Annotated in this window: 15 protein-coding genes; 8 read left to right on the top strand and 7 right to left on the bottom strand. The window is 55.9% G+C overall.

Annotation, left to right across the window (positions count from 1 at the left end):
- Window positions 1-39: 39 nt before the first annotated feature.
- Window positions 40-501: a hypothetical protein gene (locus tag ACM6IV_RS07710; protein ID WP_414869428.1), complete on the top strand. Its 462-nt coding sequence runs from the start codon at window positions 40-42 to the stop codon at window positions 499-501.
- Window positions 502-628: 127 nt separating this feature from the next.
- Here the strand turns inward: ACM6IV_RS07710 and ACM6IV_RS07705 are convergent, their stop codons facing one another.
- Window positions 629-859: a hypothetical protein gene (locus ACM6IV_RS07705; protein ID WP_414869427.1), complete on the bottom strand. Its 231-nt coding sequence runs from the start codon at window positions 857-859 to the stop codon at window positions 629-631.
- A gap of 34 nt (window positions 860-893) precedes the next feature.
- Window positions 894-1,400, bottom strand: a complete 507-nt coding sequence (msrA, locus tag ACM6IV_RS07700) for a peptide-methionine (S)-S-oxide reductase MsrA (RefSeq protein WP_414869426.1) — start codon at window positions 1,398-1,400, stop codon at window positions 894-896.
- Window positions 1,401-1,492: 92 nt separating this feature from the next.
- Here msrA and ACM6IV_RS07695 point away from each other — a divergent pair, with 92 nt between their 5' ends.
- Window positions 1,493-1,870 carry a hypothetical protein gene (locus tag ACM6IV_RS07695; RefSeq protein WP_414869425.1) on the top strand — a complete coding sequence of 126 codons (378 nt, stop codon included), beginning with the start codon at window positions 1,493-1,495 and terminating at the stop codon, window positions 1,868-1,870.
- Between the two features lie 145 nt (window positions 1,871-2,015).
- Window positions 2,016-2,483, top strand: coding sequence for a hypothetical protein (locus ACM6IV_RS07690; RefSeq protein WP_414869424.1), 468 nt, complete (start codon window positions 2,016-2,018; stop codon window positions 2,481-2,483).
- Window positions 2,484-2,536: 53 nt separating this feature from the next.
- On the opposite strand, the gene ACM6IV_RS07685 is transcribed toward ACM6IV_RS07690, so the two are convergent.
- The gene (locus ACM6IV_RS07685; RefSeq protein WP_414869423.1) at window positions 2,537-3,754 is read right to left on the bottom strand and encodes an MFS transporter; all 1,218 of its coding nucleotides are present in this window, start codon (window positions 3,752-3,754) and stop codon (window positions 2,537-2,539) included.
- A gap of 131 nt (window positions 3,755-3,885) precedes the next feature.
- Here ACM6IV_RS07685 and ACM6IV_RS07680 point away from each other — a divergent pair, with 131 nt between their 5' ends.
- The 4 genes from ACM6IV_RS07680 (at window position 3,886) to ACM6IV_RS07665 (ending at window position 6,896) form a co-directional block, all read left to right on the top strand.
- Window positions 3,886-4,500 carry a TetR/AcrR family transcriptional regulator gene (locus ACM6IV_RS07680; RefSeq protein ID WP_414869422.1) on the top strand — a complete coding sequence of 205 codons (615 nt, stop codon included), beginning with the start codon at window positions 3,886-3,888 and terminating at the stop codon, window positions 4,498-4,500.
- Between the two features lie 561 nt (window positions 4,501-5,061).
- Window positions 5,062-5,424 carry a DUF6124 family protein gene (locus tag ACM6IV_RS07675; RefSeq protein ID WP_414869421.1) on the top strand — a complete coding sequence of 121 codons (363 nt, stop codon included), beginning with the start codon at window positions 5,062-5,064 and terminating at the stop codon, window positions 5,422-5,424.
- A gap of 201 nt (window positions 5,425-5,625) precedes the next feature.
- Complete coding sequence (locus ACM6IV_RS07670) at window positions 5,626-6,168, top strand: PAAR domain-containing protein (protein WP_080762066.1); 543 nt, start codon at window positions 5,626-5,628, stop codon at window positions 6,166-6,168.
- On the top strand, window positions 6,168-6,896 hold the full coding sequence (locus tag ACM6IV_RS07665; protein WP_414869420.1) for an N-acetylmuramoyl-L-alanine amidase: 729 nt from the start codon (window positions 6,168-6,170) through the stop codon (window positions 6,894-6,896). The genes ACM6IV_RS07670 and ACM6IV_RS07665 overlap by 1 nt, the downstream gene beginning before the upstream one ends.
- A 476-nt stretch (window positions 6,897-7,372) precedes the next feature.
- Here ACM6IV_RS07665 and ACM6IV_RS07660 read toward each other — a convergent pair whose 3' ends face one another.
- The 3 genes from ACM6IV_RS07660 to ACM6IV_RS07650 form a co-directional block, all read right to left on the bottom strand.
- On the bottom strand, window positions 7,373-7,900 hold the full coding sequence (locus ACM6IV_RS07660; protein WP_414869419.1) for a hypothetical protein: 528 nt from the start codon (window positions 7,898-7,900) through the stop codon (window positions 7,373-7,375).
- 155 nt (window positions 7,901-8,055) lie between these two features.
- Entirely contained in the window at window positions 8,056-8,694 is a 639-nt protein-coding gene (locus tag ACM6IV_RS07655) for a hypothetical protein (protein ID WP_414869418.1), read from the bottom strand.
- A gap of 246 nt (window positions 8,695-8,940) precedes the next feature.
- Window positions 8,941-9,744, bottom strand: a complete 804-nt coding sequence (locus ACM6IV_RS07650; protein ID WP_414869417.1) for a 2OG-Fe(II) oxygenase — start codon at window positions 9,742-9,744, stop codon at window positions 8,941-8,943.
- A 206-nt stretch (window positions 9,745-9,950) separates the two neighbouring features.
- On the opposite strand from ACM6IV_RS07650, the gene ACM6IV_RS07645 reads away from it, so the two are divergent.
- Window positions 9,951-10,922 (top strand): helix-turn-helix domain-containing protein, encoded by a 972-nt coding sequence (locus ACM6IV_RS07645; protein ID WP_414869416.1) that lies wholly within the window; start codon window positions 9,951-9,953, stop codon window positions 10,920-10,922.
- A 128-nt stretch (window positions 10,923-11,050) separates the two neighbouring features.
- Here the strand turns inward: ACM6IV_RS07645 and ACM6IV_RS07640 are convergent, their stop codons facing one another.
- A complete protein-coding gene (locus ACM6IV_RS07640; RefSeq protein ID WP_414869415.1) occupies window positions 11,051-12,970 on the bottom strand; it encodes a tyrosine-protein phosphatase in 1,920 nt (639 codons plus the stop codon).
- Window positions 12,971-13,138 lie beyond the last annotated feature (168 nt).

Below are 13,138 nucleotides of genomic sequence, written 5' to 3'. Positions count from 1 at the left end.
TGATCATGAATCAACTTTGAGTAAAAACAGGTTTTATCAATGAAAAAGATTGTCCCTCCCTTGATCATGGCGCTGTTGGGCCTGCAAGGTTGCGCAGAAATGCCGGCGTACTCCAACGTCGGCGTCACCACCGCAGCAGACGAGTCGCGCTACACCGTGGTCGAAACCGACACCTATGCCGGTCGGCCCCAGCGGCACTTTGCCGATCTTCAGCCGAACCTGAACATCATCCGGATCAACGATGAAAAAGTCGGCAATATCCCGTTCTCCACGTACTACTACAAGAACGATTCGCCGCAGCGCGCGGTGCTGAAACCGGGCACCTATACGATTCAGCTGGAATACCGACTGCCGCAACATTTCATGTATGCGGATCTGAAGTTCGATGGCAAGCCGGGCCAGAAAATCATGGCACGCTCGCAATACGTTGGCCTCAATCGTCTGCAAGTCTGGCTGGAAGACACCGCCACCGGGGAAGTCGTGAGTACGCGTGTGAATTGAACACCGTTGCCGCTCCACTCGGGCGCCATCCTGAAACAGATGGCCCCGAAAAGAGCGCTTCAGCCCAGTTGCATCGACAGCTCAATGTCAGTGCTTATGTGCTGGCGCTGGATGCGCGACAGGACTCTCAGCCCAGGTCTCTGTAGGACGTCTTGTCTTGTTCGAGAAAGTCGGTCCGGTACTCGCCCCACTGCATGTGCGCATAGTACTTGGTCATCGCTTCGAAATGACTGTCAGCCTCCACCTCCCAAACAAGCTTCGCGTCCGAATCCATAAGTGCACGCGCACTATCACCTTGAGCACCGGCCAGACAAAAGGTCTGACAGCCATCAGGGTCCAGCCAAAGTTCATGAATCATATTCGAGGTTCTGGTGGTTAAGGACGTTTTGGACTCACGCGCGTTTCGGCAGCTTCCAGTTCGGCCGAATGAAATGGCAGGTGTAGCCATTCGGAATACGCTCGAGGTAATCCTGATGCTCCGGCTCCGCTTCCCAAAACGGTCCCGCCGGTTCGATTTCGGTGACTACTCCGCCTGGCCACAGTCCGGAAGCGTCGACATCAGCGGCGGTCTCCTTCGCGACATCGCGCTGTTCTTCGCTGAGGTAGTAAATCGCCGAGCGATAGCTGCGACCGAGGTCGTTGCCCTGACGGTTTGGCGTGCTCGGGTCGTGGATCTGGAAGAAAAACTCAAGGATCTGTCGGTAGCTGATCACGGCAGGATCGAAGGTGATTTCGATGGCCTCGGCATGGTCGCCATGGTTGCGATAGGTGGCATTCGGTACATCGCCTCCGGTGTAACCGACGCGGGTTTTCAACACGCCGGGATAACGCCGCAGCAAATCCTGCATGCCCCAGAAGCAGCCGCCGGCGAGGATGGCGGTTTCGGTTTGAGTGGTCATGGCTTGTGGTCCTCTCGGAAGTAATACGCGAGTGTACTTTTACAAATGAGCGATGAGTAACATAGGTGAAGAATCAAGACCAAGGAAATGATATGCCGCTGCTCACATGGGATCCTTTCGACCTGGTTGCTGCGCTAGGCGTGATCCCTGATCACGATAAGGATGAAACATCCCACCAGTACTTGATCGAACAAGGCTCCATCAGCCTGAAGCTGACGATCTGGCAATACGATTCGGATGTAGAGATTCAGGTGTGGGAAAGATCGTTACCCAACCCCATTATCAAATACACATTGCTCGCTTGCCCCGGTATCCGAGTGGTTGATGATAAACGAGGAAAATTTGTCGAATTTGCCGCGTCAAACACCTTCACCGGGCGATATGACGGGTACTCAGTGATTCCCTATGGCCTTAGGTTATGGGTCGATCCACAGATTTTTCTGGAGCCGTTCAGCTATCCAGCGGCTTAGGTTCAACAGCGTTTAAATGGGGCTGTCGCGAAGTGGGCCTTCAGCGTCCCACAAGGCTGGCGATAACCTGTTCGCTGGTTCAGTCAGTCGTGAGTAATATCGCACTGATCCACCCGCCAATCTTCTATTTATAATGGACTCTCCAATGCTTCACCGTATCCACGCCGATTATCACCAGGCGAAATGCAACCGTAGCGCCTGCGCCTGGCTGTTTATCGACGACATCCCCATCGAGCAATGGCTCAACGAGCATCTCGAATATCCCGACCTCGACTTGAATGGTCTGTCGTTGATGTGGTTGCTGGACGAGGAAGAAGACGCCCTCGCCCAACGCCGTTTCGCGCCTGCAGAACACGGTTCGTCCACGCTTGTACCGCTGCTGGTCTGCAGCGATGACATGAACTTCGATTGCTTTGTGCTGATGACCGAACAGGTGATCGATGGCGACACTTTGCACTGGCGTCGGTTTGGTTTGAGCGTTTCCAGCGGCCTGGAAGTCGGCATCAGCACGCGGTGGGACGCCGATAGCCGCCCGGCCAGTTTTTCCCTGGCACAGTTTCGCGGCGCGCTGGAGGATTTTTACAGGCTGATGAAAGCCGGGGGCGCCGAGTAACGGCTGGGGCTTGCCAGCCTTTCTGCGTCACCACCTTTCAACCCATCCGGGCATTAGTGCCCGGCAACCGCTGCCGCTCCAGCATTACGCGGTCCCGACTTGAACCCATGCACCCGCGCGCCGAAGGCGATGACAAACCCCACGCTCACCAGCACCACCATGGCCCACGGAAACGAGGCGACACCCCAGCGGTCGAGCAACACCCCGCCGACCACACCGCTGCCGGCAATCGCGCTATTCCACGCCACCACATTCAACGAAAGCGCCACATCCGCGCCATCACCGGCGGCATCCGCCAACGCCGTTTGCAACAAGGTCGCCGCGCCGCCAAAACTCAATCCCCACACCAACACGCCGAGGTATATCACCTGCGGCACACGCCCGAAAAAGCCAAACACCACGCAAACCAATGCAAACGTCGCCAGGCTCACCAGCACAGTCTTGCGCAACAGCGGCTCAACCAGTTTCGCTGTCAGCCAGATCCCCGCCAGCGCCGCGATGCCGAACACCAGCAACACCAGATCCACGCGATCCGCCAGCCCCGCCGGCGCCACAAACGGGGCGATGTAGGTGTAGAGAATGTTGTGCGCCAGCATCCAGCTGAGCACCACTGCCAGCACCGGTCGGACGCCCGGCGTCGTCAGCACCTCGCGCAGCGACAGGCGCTGATGCGCAGGCTGCGGCGGATAGTCCGGCACCTTCACCACCACCCAAACGATCAGGATTAAGGTCAGGGCCGACATCAACCCGAACGTCGTGCGCCAGCCGACCAGACCGCCGAGCCATGTGCCGAGCGGCACGCCCAGTGACAAGGCAATCGGCGTACCGACCATGGCCAGCGCCAAAGCTTTGCCTTGTTGATCGGGCTCGACCATGCGCCGCGCATAACCGGCCAACAAACTCCACGCCAACCCTGCCGCAACCCCCGCAAAGAAGCGCGCCACTAGCGTCACACCATAGTGCGACGACAGCGCTGTGATCGAGTTGAACAGCAGAAAACCCACGATGGTCAGCAACAACACGTTGCGCCGACGCCAGCCGCGAGTGGCGATGGTCATCGGAATCACTGCCAGCACTGAGCCCAGCGCATACGCGGTGACCATCTGCCCGGCCATGGAAGGTGAAATCGCCAGGCCGTCGCTGATCAGCGGCAACAGCCCGGCGGGCAAGGTTTCGGTGACAATGCAGATGAATCCGGTCATGGCCAGCGCCAGCAAGGCGCCAATGGGCAGGCGTTTGGTCGCAGCCGTTAGAGTCATTGAGGGTGTCACGGGAAACTCCTTGAGTTTGAAAAATCAGACTTGCATACCGATCGATATAAAATACTGGCGGCAGCCGAGGCACGTTGTCAACGACTTATGTATCGACTAGTATCCAAATCACTTTCCGAGGAGTTTCAGCTATGGCCAGAACCGGCCGCCCCCGCGCATTCGATCGCGACGATGCCGTCGACCAGGCCATGCAATTGTTCTGGCAACACGGCTACGACTCGACATCCCTTTCACTGTTGAAGGCCGAACTGGGCGGCGGCATTTCCGCGCCGAGTTTCTACGCTGCGTTCGGCTCCAAAGAAGCTCTGTTCGACGAATGCGTGCAGCGTTACCTGACGACCTTCGCCCAAGTCACCGAATGCCTGTGGGACGAAAACCTGCCGCCACGCCAAGCCATCGAAACCGCACTGCGCCAGTCGGCCCGCATGCAATGCGAAGATGGCCACCCGAAAGGCTGCATGGTTACCCTCGGCGTCATGAGCGCACCGAGTCCGGAAAATGCCCACGTCGCTCAAGCCCTCACCCGCTCCCGCGCCCGAACCCGCGCAGGGATTGTTGCGTGCGTCGAGCGTGGTGTGAGGGAAGGACTGTTAGCGGACGATACGAACGCAGCCGCCATGGCGACGGTGTTCGACAGTTTCCTGCAGGGGATTTCCATCCTTGCTCGGGATGACACGCCGATTGAAAGCATTGATGCGGCGATTACGCAGGTGATGCGGACGTGGAACGTAGCGGCGGTGAGTTAGACTTCATTGGATTTGCAGTGATTGAAAGGCTCGCGTAGCAAAAAACCGGACGCTGATTTATATGCCGATCAATGTGATCGACACACTTGTTTCACTGGCGAATTGAATTCCCCTGTAGCGACGGGACGTGCTCCGATGGATCGCGAAACGCCTCGCGCTCCTCCAGTCCACAAAGACATCGCAAAAACAGCTCGAACTGCCCTGTTGAAGCAATTCCTGAGCTTTGTTTAAAGACACCCCAAGTTACGTCATCCCAACCTACAACGCCTTGCGCCGTTGCCTACGACTACGCCAGAATCCGCCGGCTTGTGCGCCTTGGATGCGGGTTCTATTGTGGTTCGGTCACTGAATAGCAGTGATCGGGTTTGGTAGCCCGGCATACCTGTCGCATCGCAAATCTATTTGCACGGACGTCTTCGTCCGCTGTTTATGGTGGCCATGCGTAGGGCGTCTTCGGACGCGCCGGGTATCCAGGTGACCGGTCTACCAACCTGCGTTTGGCCACCACCCTCGTTTGGTAGCGAAAGTGATGGCTCCACTTTTCATCCTGGAGTTTCATCTATGTTCAAAATAACGCCGAATCCGCCCGAAACAGATCCGATCGCGGGCGACGAAGCCCCCGACGCAAAGAAATTCAACGAAGCCGTCGACCGCGCCCTCTCCCACTACCTCGGTCCCGCACCAGAAATCATGAGCACCCCGTACCAAACCAACACGATGTTTATCGCCAATCCGAAAACCAAGACTGAAGAACTGCTGGTGAATGCCAGTGAATCGCTCGGCTCGGCTTCGGTGATGCTCGGGGATGTTATCGGGCTGGTGCAAGGACCGGCACGCAAGACACTGCAAGGCATTGCGCAGGTGGTGATGTTAGGAGAATTGGCGGTGAATCGCGCGTTGGATAACGTAGTTCCGGTGGAGTAACGAAGTCCCCTCCATTGCGTCGCTGATGTGTCGTCATGGAGGGATCAACCAGAAAAGAGAATGGGTGATGTTGATGCGTTCTTGCGAATCATCACACGTTCAGCGGCCTCGTCCTGCTAGCTCCCCTTTCATTCCATATGGTCCGTGCTCTGCCTTTTATGCCAAACTTCGACTAACGTAATTTCTACAAGGATGTTTGAGATGTCGGGAAAACCTGCAGCTCGTATTACCGATCCCACTTCCTGCCCTCTGCCTGGGCATGGGGTCAATCCAATAGCCTCTGGATCTCCAGATGTTTTCTTCGACGGCTTAGCTGCCGCACGTCAAACAGACAAAAGCGCATGCGGAAGCGCAATTGTCGGAGACGTCGCCTCTACGGTTCTCATCAATGGCTTGCCTGCCGCAACCTTGGGTAGCACCGGCGCCCACGGCAACAATGTCATCGGCGGTTCCGGCACAATCGTAATCGGCAACTCCCACACGCCCGCTCCATTTACACCACCACTGCCATTAGTCCTGCCAAATACCTTCGGTCAATCATTCAGCGTTCTTAACAGCGAAACGGGCGAGCCATTGGCGCTTAGGGATTATGTTGCCACCGTTGACGGAGTGACGATTACCGGCGTGACGGACGCGAGTGGCGTCGCTCATATAAAAGCCCCATCGAAAGACTCAAAAATCTCACTGCATATCAAATTCAGTGCGCCAGCAAGAACGCTTGACGAACTATCGGAGGGGCAGTAATGGCCGAAAATTTTTCAACGAAAGCAACTGCTCAAAAAATAAAGCCCGGTGAGTTCATGTGCCCCATCCCCGTGAAAGTGGATGATCGAGCGGCGACACGGGAAGCCATTATGAAAAACATCCGCTCATCGGGAGGCACCTTTACTGAACGCTCAAGCTGGGGAGCAGCCAAGGCCAAGCCTGACATGGAGATGGATTGGGATTACTCAATGATTGCTCTGCATCATGCAGGCCGCTCATACGAATGCACTCCCGGCGGCGCCGAGCAAATGAAAGGTGTTCAATCTCATCACATGGGCAACGGATTTGATGACATTGGCTATCACTATGCGATTGCTTGTGACGGAACGGTTCTTGAAGGACGTGACATCAGATTTTTAGGATCAAACGTTCATCTCTTCAATACAGGTGTAATCGGCATTGTACTTTTGGAAAACCTGACTACTGCAGAGGAAGGCGGGGACATCGTAGCGAAAGGAAGGGAAACACTGGAGTACTTCGGGGTCAGCACAACAAACGTCATTCCTGCAACACAAATTGATTCGTTGCTGCGCTTGATCAATGTTTTAAAGGGGGTTTTTGTTATTAAGAATTTTGGTGGCCACCGTGAGTACCCTGGCCAAGTGAGCGAAGGGAAAATCTGCCCCGGCAATATTGGCATGGAGCTTGTTAGAAACATCCGAACTAAGACCGGACTTTTACCGCCACCTAAGCCAGGTGCGGAATGAAATATTTCATACTCGCTACTCTAACGTCGCTGCTACTCATTCTAAATATTGGTTTCTACAATGAAGTCTCAGACGCCGAGATCAATAGGATATTCTTCATTAAAAAGCATCCAACTTTTCGAGTGCAGTTTTTTAACATTCACGCTAATGACGGCAATCATCGACGTATAGAAAAATTAACGAACGAGCAGAGACAGGACATCATAGACTATTGCAAATACAGATTAGGTATTGATTCAGAAGTTATGACCCAAGCCGATATCGAAATGTGCGCAAAAAGGTAAGACGAAAAAAAATGAGGGTCAAGGAAATACGGGAGGACAGCCCAATTTAGACAAATTATGAACTGACCCCTTTATTTTCCCGCTATTAGAAAAAGTGGTCTGGCCCTACTTTTCTCAGCGTTGATCCCATGGCCCTAACGTTTGATATGAGAGACGGCTGGCTTGCCGGACGCCTCTCCTTTGATGGAAGGGCTAGGCGTACTTCGCCGCCGTCTTCAGGAACTTGCCAAACGCAAAGAGAGCCATGTCAACTTTCCTCTGTTCCATCCCACCGAAGGCTTTGAAGAAAGGGATGTACTCTTGTTGGTAGGTCTCGTACTTTCGCTTGCTTGTTCCTGGAATCTCTTCAATTTTCCCCGTCTTCATATAGCGCATGGCTCTGAAGACATGTTGATCGAAAATTGGCCACTCGCGTGGCGATAAGCAATGGAGGTAGAAAATATTCCAGATCGCGCTACCGCTTTGCTTGTGATCGAGGTAGCGCGTTACCGGATCGTCGTTGAAGGATGTGGTGTAGTTTTCTGCAATGCTTAGAAGCTTCCGTCCCGCGATTTTTTCGATTCCATTTTTCCATTCGAAGAGTTGCCGCAATGACTCCTCGGTCAACGGACTTCCAATGTTATCCGTGTACTTTTCTTCGCCTTTATATTTGTACTTTGACGACCAGTGATCCAAAAAGCGAGGCAAGTCTTGAAACTGGATTTGAAAGGAAAGATGCATTTCTGTCACCTCAAAAGCGCCGAACGATTAATCTAACGGACAGACAAGTGCGCCGCTTTTTGCTGTCCCACGAGTGAGTGAGCAACGGCTGAGCGCATTGTTAGGTGATCATTCGCCAAAAGCTGTAGGGCGGACGCCATAACGCCACTACGTGATTATGCCACCAGACCCGCCTTCAGAAACAGCTGACAGAGTTTGGTCGGGAGAATGGCACCGCCATCAAGGCCGCCATTGTTCATTCCCAGACCGGCGTTCACAAATGCAAGCAGAAGAGACTCATCCATTTTGACTGCATCTTCGATTTTCGCCCTAGAAAATTGACCAACTTTGTCAATGTCAAAGGACGGGATTCGCTCAAGAGCGAATAGGATGCGGCTAAGCTCTTCAAACGAAATTTCTTCTCTGGCATAAGCCGCAAAACATTTTGCTGCCAATTCAGGCTTTTTTGCGCTCTCCATTCTTTCCAGAATTTCGATTATTGTCTCACCTACTCTTCCCGCGAACTTGTCGTTTTCTCCAAGCTTGCGAAGCATTTCATTTCGCTTTTCTTCTGAAATCTCGGAAAGCTCGCTGAGAAAACGAAGAAGCTTGCCGCCGAAAATGTGATCCCTGATAGATAGTGTCGCGCTGAAGATACCGGCTATGGTGCTAACAACCGGGATTGATTTCGCAGCCTCAGAGGCAAGCAAGGCATCTATTCCGAGCTCGACATATTCCTTTGCTGCGTCTCCCATTGCGCCAGATCGTATTACTTTCGCGAGTTCTGAACCACGCGGTGTGTCTTTCTTGTCCATGAGTTCCCCCCTATTTTCACGTCAAAATTACCAGGATGCTTATCCGCAATGCTCGGTTCGCTTGGACTCGATCGAGGAGCAGGAGCGCGTGAGCGAAGGCTCTTGGGGCATCGACGGTGTATGCGGCTAACTGTACCGCCTTAATATTGCGAACGCCAAATGTCCGCCTTTGCCAAAATCTGAACTAGCACCATCTGCTCACCACCCAGTCCAAAAAACGGCTGCGTCCCTGATTACGCAGCCCCCTCACCCCTTCTTCTTAAACAATTTATTCAAGTAATACTTCAAACTGACACGATCCTTCGGCCTAGGCTTATAGTGCGTTTTATTCCTCTGCCCCTGCTCGCCACCCACCCCACTCGCCGTGTAGTAATAAAGCGCAATCGACCGCCGGGTGATATGTTCCGGCGTAGTCAACGGCTCCGGATGCCCGTGATTACTATCCTTATCCGTATTAAAAATCACACACCGGTTATAAACCGGTAGCACCTTCTTCAGGCACTTCTTCATCCCCACATCCCAAAGCTCCAGGTTGCCGCCGTACGCCTCCTGCCAGTCCTCGGTCAGGTAAATGATCACGTTCAGCCGCCGCTCGACATTGAGCTTTTTGTTCAGCCGGAAATCCGAATGCACGCCCAGGAAGCCGCCGGTTTTGGTTTCGTGCAGGCCGCCGCCGGCGAAATAAGGGTCGGGGATCAGCCCTTGAATGCCGGTGAGTTTTTCGAGGAATTGCAGCATCGGCGCGGAGTTTAAGGTGTTGAAGACGTTTTTCAGGTACGGACTGCAGGCGTTGGGGCTTATCTGGCGTTTGAGTTGGCCTTTGTAGCCGCGCTCGTAGGTCTGTTCGTTATTGGTCGGTTCGACCGGGAACTGTTCGCGGATGCTGGCGATGACGTCGGCTTGCAGGAAGTTGTCGATGACAATGTGCGGGAAAGGCGTGGCCTGGGTGTATTCGTGGGTCAGTGATTCGCCGAAGGCGCTGGCGGCGTTTTGGTCGAAGTCGAGTTCCGGGGTCAAGGTGATGGGGAGTGTTTGTGTGTTGGCTTGCATTGCCGCTCCAATGATCCGCTGAATACAGTTGCGAGCAGGTTGCCATGTCGGCCATGGCCTGCCGAGTGTCCTTCGCTTAAACGCGGTGCGGCGGTGTTACGACATGTTTCCGCATGTCACAAACCCGTCATATTGCCTCTGCTAATCTCCTCGGCGCCCTGCCCTATACCCCAGTCCTAGAGCCCCCCAACCGAAGGAGCCGCCAAGTGTTTCCGACTCCCGCTCGCCAGCAAATCATCCTGCGCTCCGACAATCTGCGTTCCGACGACTTCGGTGCACTTTTCTCGAAGTTGTTTGGCAATCGCTATGCCGACAATCCGCCGCTGCCGTCGAACATCATCATCGGCGGCGTTTATGGTCGGCACGATGGCGTGAGTTTTCGGCGGATGCATTATCACGGTGATTTCACCGTGTCCTTCCCCGATCCACAGGATGAAATCACGTTCGTCATCCCCACTGCCGGCAAGATCGTGTTCAACCATGCCACCGAGTCCATCGGTGTGTCGCACGTGGGTCTGGCGATCGATAAGGCGGATATCCGATCGATGCGCTTCGCTGATGATCACGCCCATCACGGCATGTCGATCAATCGCCACCAGCTCACCGAGCGGTTATCGATGCTGTTGGATAAACCGATTCTGGAGAAGATCGTCTTTCAACCCAGCGTGGATCTGAATTCGGCAGCGTTTCAGGGGATCAAGGCGTTGATCGATCTCGCGACAGGAACGGAGTTTGATCTGTTGCTCAACAGCGGGACGTTGATGCCGTCGCGGTTGCGCGAGATGTTGATTGATGCGGTCCTGGAGGCATGGCCGCATAGCTTTTCCGAGGCGATGCGGCGGCCGACGTCGATGGTTGCACCGCGGCATGTGAAGTTGGCGGTGGAGTTTATTCAGGCGCATCCGGAGCAGTTGGTCAGTGGTGTGGATCTGGCGCGGTTAAGTCATGTGAGTCAGCGCGCATTGCAGGAGGGGTTTCGGCGGTTTGTCGGGATGTCGATTGTGGCGTATCAGCGGCAGGTGCGGCTGGAGCGGGCTTATGAGGTTTTGAAGCGGCGGGAGTCGGGGTCAGTGACGGAGGTTGCGTTGCGGTTCGGGTTTAGTAATGTGGGGCGGTTTTGTCGGTATTTTCAGGGGGCTTATGGGGTGAGTCCGGCGGATTTGCGCGGGCGGGATTGATCGGTTCTTAAGCTGGAACGCTAATTGCGGGAGCGAGCTTGCTCGCGAAGGCGGTGGGCCAGTCAACACTGATGTTGTCTGGTCTGACGCTTTCGCGAGCAGGCTCGCTCCTACAGTTTTTTTGTTTTTTAGAACGCGTAGCTGGCCTTGAGGCCGCCGTTGAAGCCGTGGCTGTCGCCGCCTCCATTGGCGCCGACTTCTGCGCCCAGGGTCAGGGCGCCGAGGCTAGCCATGACGTTAACGCCACCACTGAACTGGTCGCGATTATCGAAAGCCGCGCGTTGTTCGATGTCGAGACCCAGCAGGTGGCTTTGGCTGTCGACCTGGTTGTCGCCCAGTGTGCGTTCGTAACCGACTTGCACGCCCGGCACCAGTTGCCATGCGCCCATCGTCACCGGGGCGAAACCTACGTTGAGGTTGGCGACGGCGCTGCGGCGGGTGGCGGTGTTGTCGTCGACGTCGAGTGACAGTTCGCTGCCCTTCTCTTGGAAGCCGTTGAGCTCGAGGTGGCTGATACGGAAACCGAGGCTAGGCTCGAAGGTCATGCCGTTGACTGGCGCGCGGTAGCCCAACGCAAGCGTGGCGCCGGTGAGGTTGCCGTGGGTGTCGCCCTTCGCCGTGCCGAGGCCACCGCCGAGGTCGCGTTTGCTGTCGTAATCGACGTAGCCGGCGCTGGCATTGGCGTCGAGGAACAGGCCTTGTTCCAGGCTGGTGAAGCCGTAGCGGGCGCCGACGTTGAGGAAGGTGAAGTCGGTGTCGGCTTCGCCCCCCGCGCCGCCGACCGTACCTTTGCTGTAGCCGAAACCGCCGCGTGCACTGAGTTGTTCGCTGAAGCGTTGGGTGATGCCGACCATCAGGCCTTGGCTGTGTTCGTTGCTGCTGTCGGCGTGGGCCGAGCCGTCGGTGCCGAGGTAACCGGCGAGCGCGGTGGTCCAGAGGCGATATTGGCCAACTTTGAGGTCGCTGCCGCTGGCGAACGGTGCGGCGGCTTGTTCGATCATCGCGTTCTGCCGCAGCAGGTGGCTGGCGGCGTCGGCGTGAACCTGGCCGCCAACTTGCGACTCGACACCGCCGAGGGTGCCGGCGTCGATGGCCGATTGCAGGTAATAGTTGTAGGCGCTGTAGGTGCCGGACAGGCGGGTGTTCTGCAACTCGCGGAGCAATTCGGCGCCGGCAGCGGCGTTGCCGATCAGCCCGGCCTGACCCGGCAGGCTGTTGTATTCGACCAGTTTGCCACGCAGCACATAAACGGTTTCCTGCGACAGGCCGAGGCCTTGCTTGAGGTAGTTGTCCATGCTGCCGTATTCGGCGGTGACTTCGTCGAGGCCAGCCTGCAAGTAGCTGGCCTGCACACCAAGCAGCGGCTCGTAAATAGCGGCCATGCTCGGTGGCAGTGCCTTCAACGTGGCGGCGACGCGGGCGGCGGTGTAGTCGTTGGTCGCCAGGTAGTTGGCCATGATCGTCGCGTTGTCGACACCGGCGATGCTTTGCAACACGGCGGCCGTCCAGCCGGTGCGGTCCTTGCCGGCGGTGCAGTGGAACAGTTGCGCCGCGTCGACGCTGGCCAGTTCATTGAACAGCTTGCCGAATTGGCCGCGCATGCCAGCGTCACTGACGAACGCGCGGTTGGTCTGCTCCATCATGGCGATGGCGTCGGCGGCGCTTTTGAAAGAGATATTGGTGATGTTCGCGCCGGAGGTGGTGCTGCCGATAATGTCGATGTTCTGATAGGTCGCCCCGCTGATGAGCGTGTCGGGCGTTGCGGCGATTTCGCTGGGGGTGCGCAAGTCGTAAATGGTTTTGATGCCGAGACTGTTGAGGGTCGCCAGGTCGCTGGCCGTTGGCGTCAGCGCGCTGGAGCGATAGAACACGCCGCTGCGCATCGTGCCGTCGTGGGCCGTTGTGTACGCAGTGGTGGTGCCGGCGATGTCACGGAAATTGTCGATGCCCTGCAGGCGCGGCGTGTCGAGCGGCACGGGCTCGACAGCGTGGGCGGTGGCGATGGACAGGCTCAGTACGGACAGCGAACACAGAAGACGTTGAAACACAGTGCAGCCTCATTGTTTAAGCGTTGGGCTGGTCACTATGGTCAGGCAAGTGATACTGAATATGACAGTTTCGGTTTGAATGGAAATGGCTGCGCGATTGGGCCGTGGGGTGCGTGATTGGTCCGTAGCAGTGCCTGCGCAAACAGTAGGCAAAGGCCTACATTTTTT

The sequence above is a fragment of the Pseudomonas sp. IT-347P genome (assembly GCF_949768005.1).
Classification (GTDB): Bacteria; Pseudomonadota; Gammaproteobacteria; order Pseudomonadales; family Pseudomonadaceae; genus Aquipseudomonas.
Note: the sequence above shows the minus strand (reverse complement) of the source record. Positions and strands in the feature narration are given on the sequence as shown.

What these genes read in the sequence shown, in the direction of transcription:
- ACM6IV_RS07675 (WP_414869421.1), top strand. Translation starts at nt 5,062, where the DNA reads ATGTTCAAAATAACGCCGAATCCGCCCGAAACAGATCCGATCGCGGGC.
- ACM6IV_RS07670 (WP_080762066.1), top strand. Translation starts at nt 5,626, where the DNA reads ATGTCGGGAAAACCTGCAGCTCGTATTACCGATCCCACTTCCTGCCCT.
- ACM6IV_RS07680 (WP_414869422.1), top strand. Translation starts at nt 3,886, where the DNA reads ATGGCCAGAACCGGCCGCCCCCGCGCATTCGATCGCGACGATGCCGTC.
- ACM6IV_RS07710 (WP_414869428.1), top strand. Translation starts at nt 40, where the DNA reads ATGAAAAAGATTGTCCCTCCCTTGATCATGGCGCTGTTGGGCCTGCAA.
- ACM6IV_RS07650 (WP_414869417.1), bottom strand. Translation starts at nt 9,744, where the DNA reads ATGCAAGCCAACACACAAACACTCCCCATCACCTTGACCCCGGAACTC.
- ACM6IV_RS07705 (WP_414869427.1), bottom strand. Translation starts at nt 859, where the DNA reads ATGATTCATGAACTTTGGCTGGACCCTGATGGCTGTCAGACCTTTTGT.
- ACM6IV_RS07665 (WP_414869420.1), top strand. Translation starts at nt 6,168, where the DNA reads ATGGCCGAAAATTTTTCAACGAAAGCAACTGCTCAAAAAATAAAGCCC.
- ACM6IV_RS07655 (WP_414869418.1), bottom strand. Translation starts at nt 8,694, where the DNA reads ATGGACAAGAAAGACACACCGCGTGGTTCAGAACTCGCGAAAGTAATA.
- ACM6IV_RS07660 (WP_414869419.1), bottom strand. Translation starts at nt 7,900, where the DNA reads ATGCATCTTTCCTTTCAAATCCAGTTTCAAGACTTGCCTCGCTTTTTG.
- ACM6IV_RS07695 (WP_414869425.1), top strand. Translation starts at nt 1,493, where the DNA reads ATGCCGCTGCTCACATGGGATCCTTTCGACCTGGTTGCTGCGCTAGGC.
- msrA (WP_414869426.1), bottom strand. Translation starts at nt 1,400, where the DNA reads ATGACCACTCAAACCGAAACCGCCATCCTCGCCGGCGGCTGCTTCTGG.
- ACM6IV_RS07690 (WP_414869424.1), top strand. Translation starts at nt 2,016, where the DNA reads ATGCTTCACCGTATCCACGCCGATTATCACCAGGCGAAATGCAACCGT.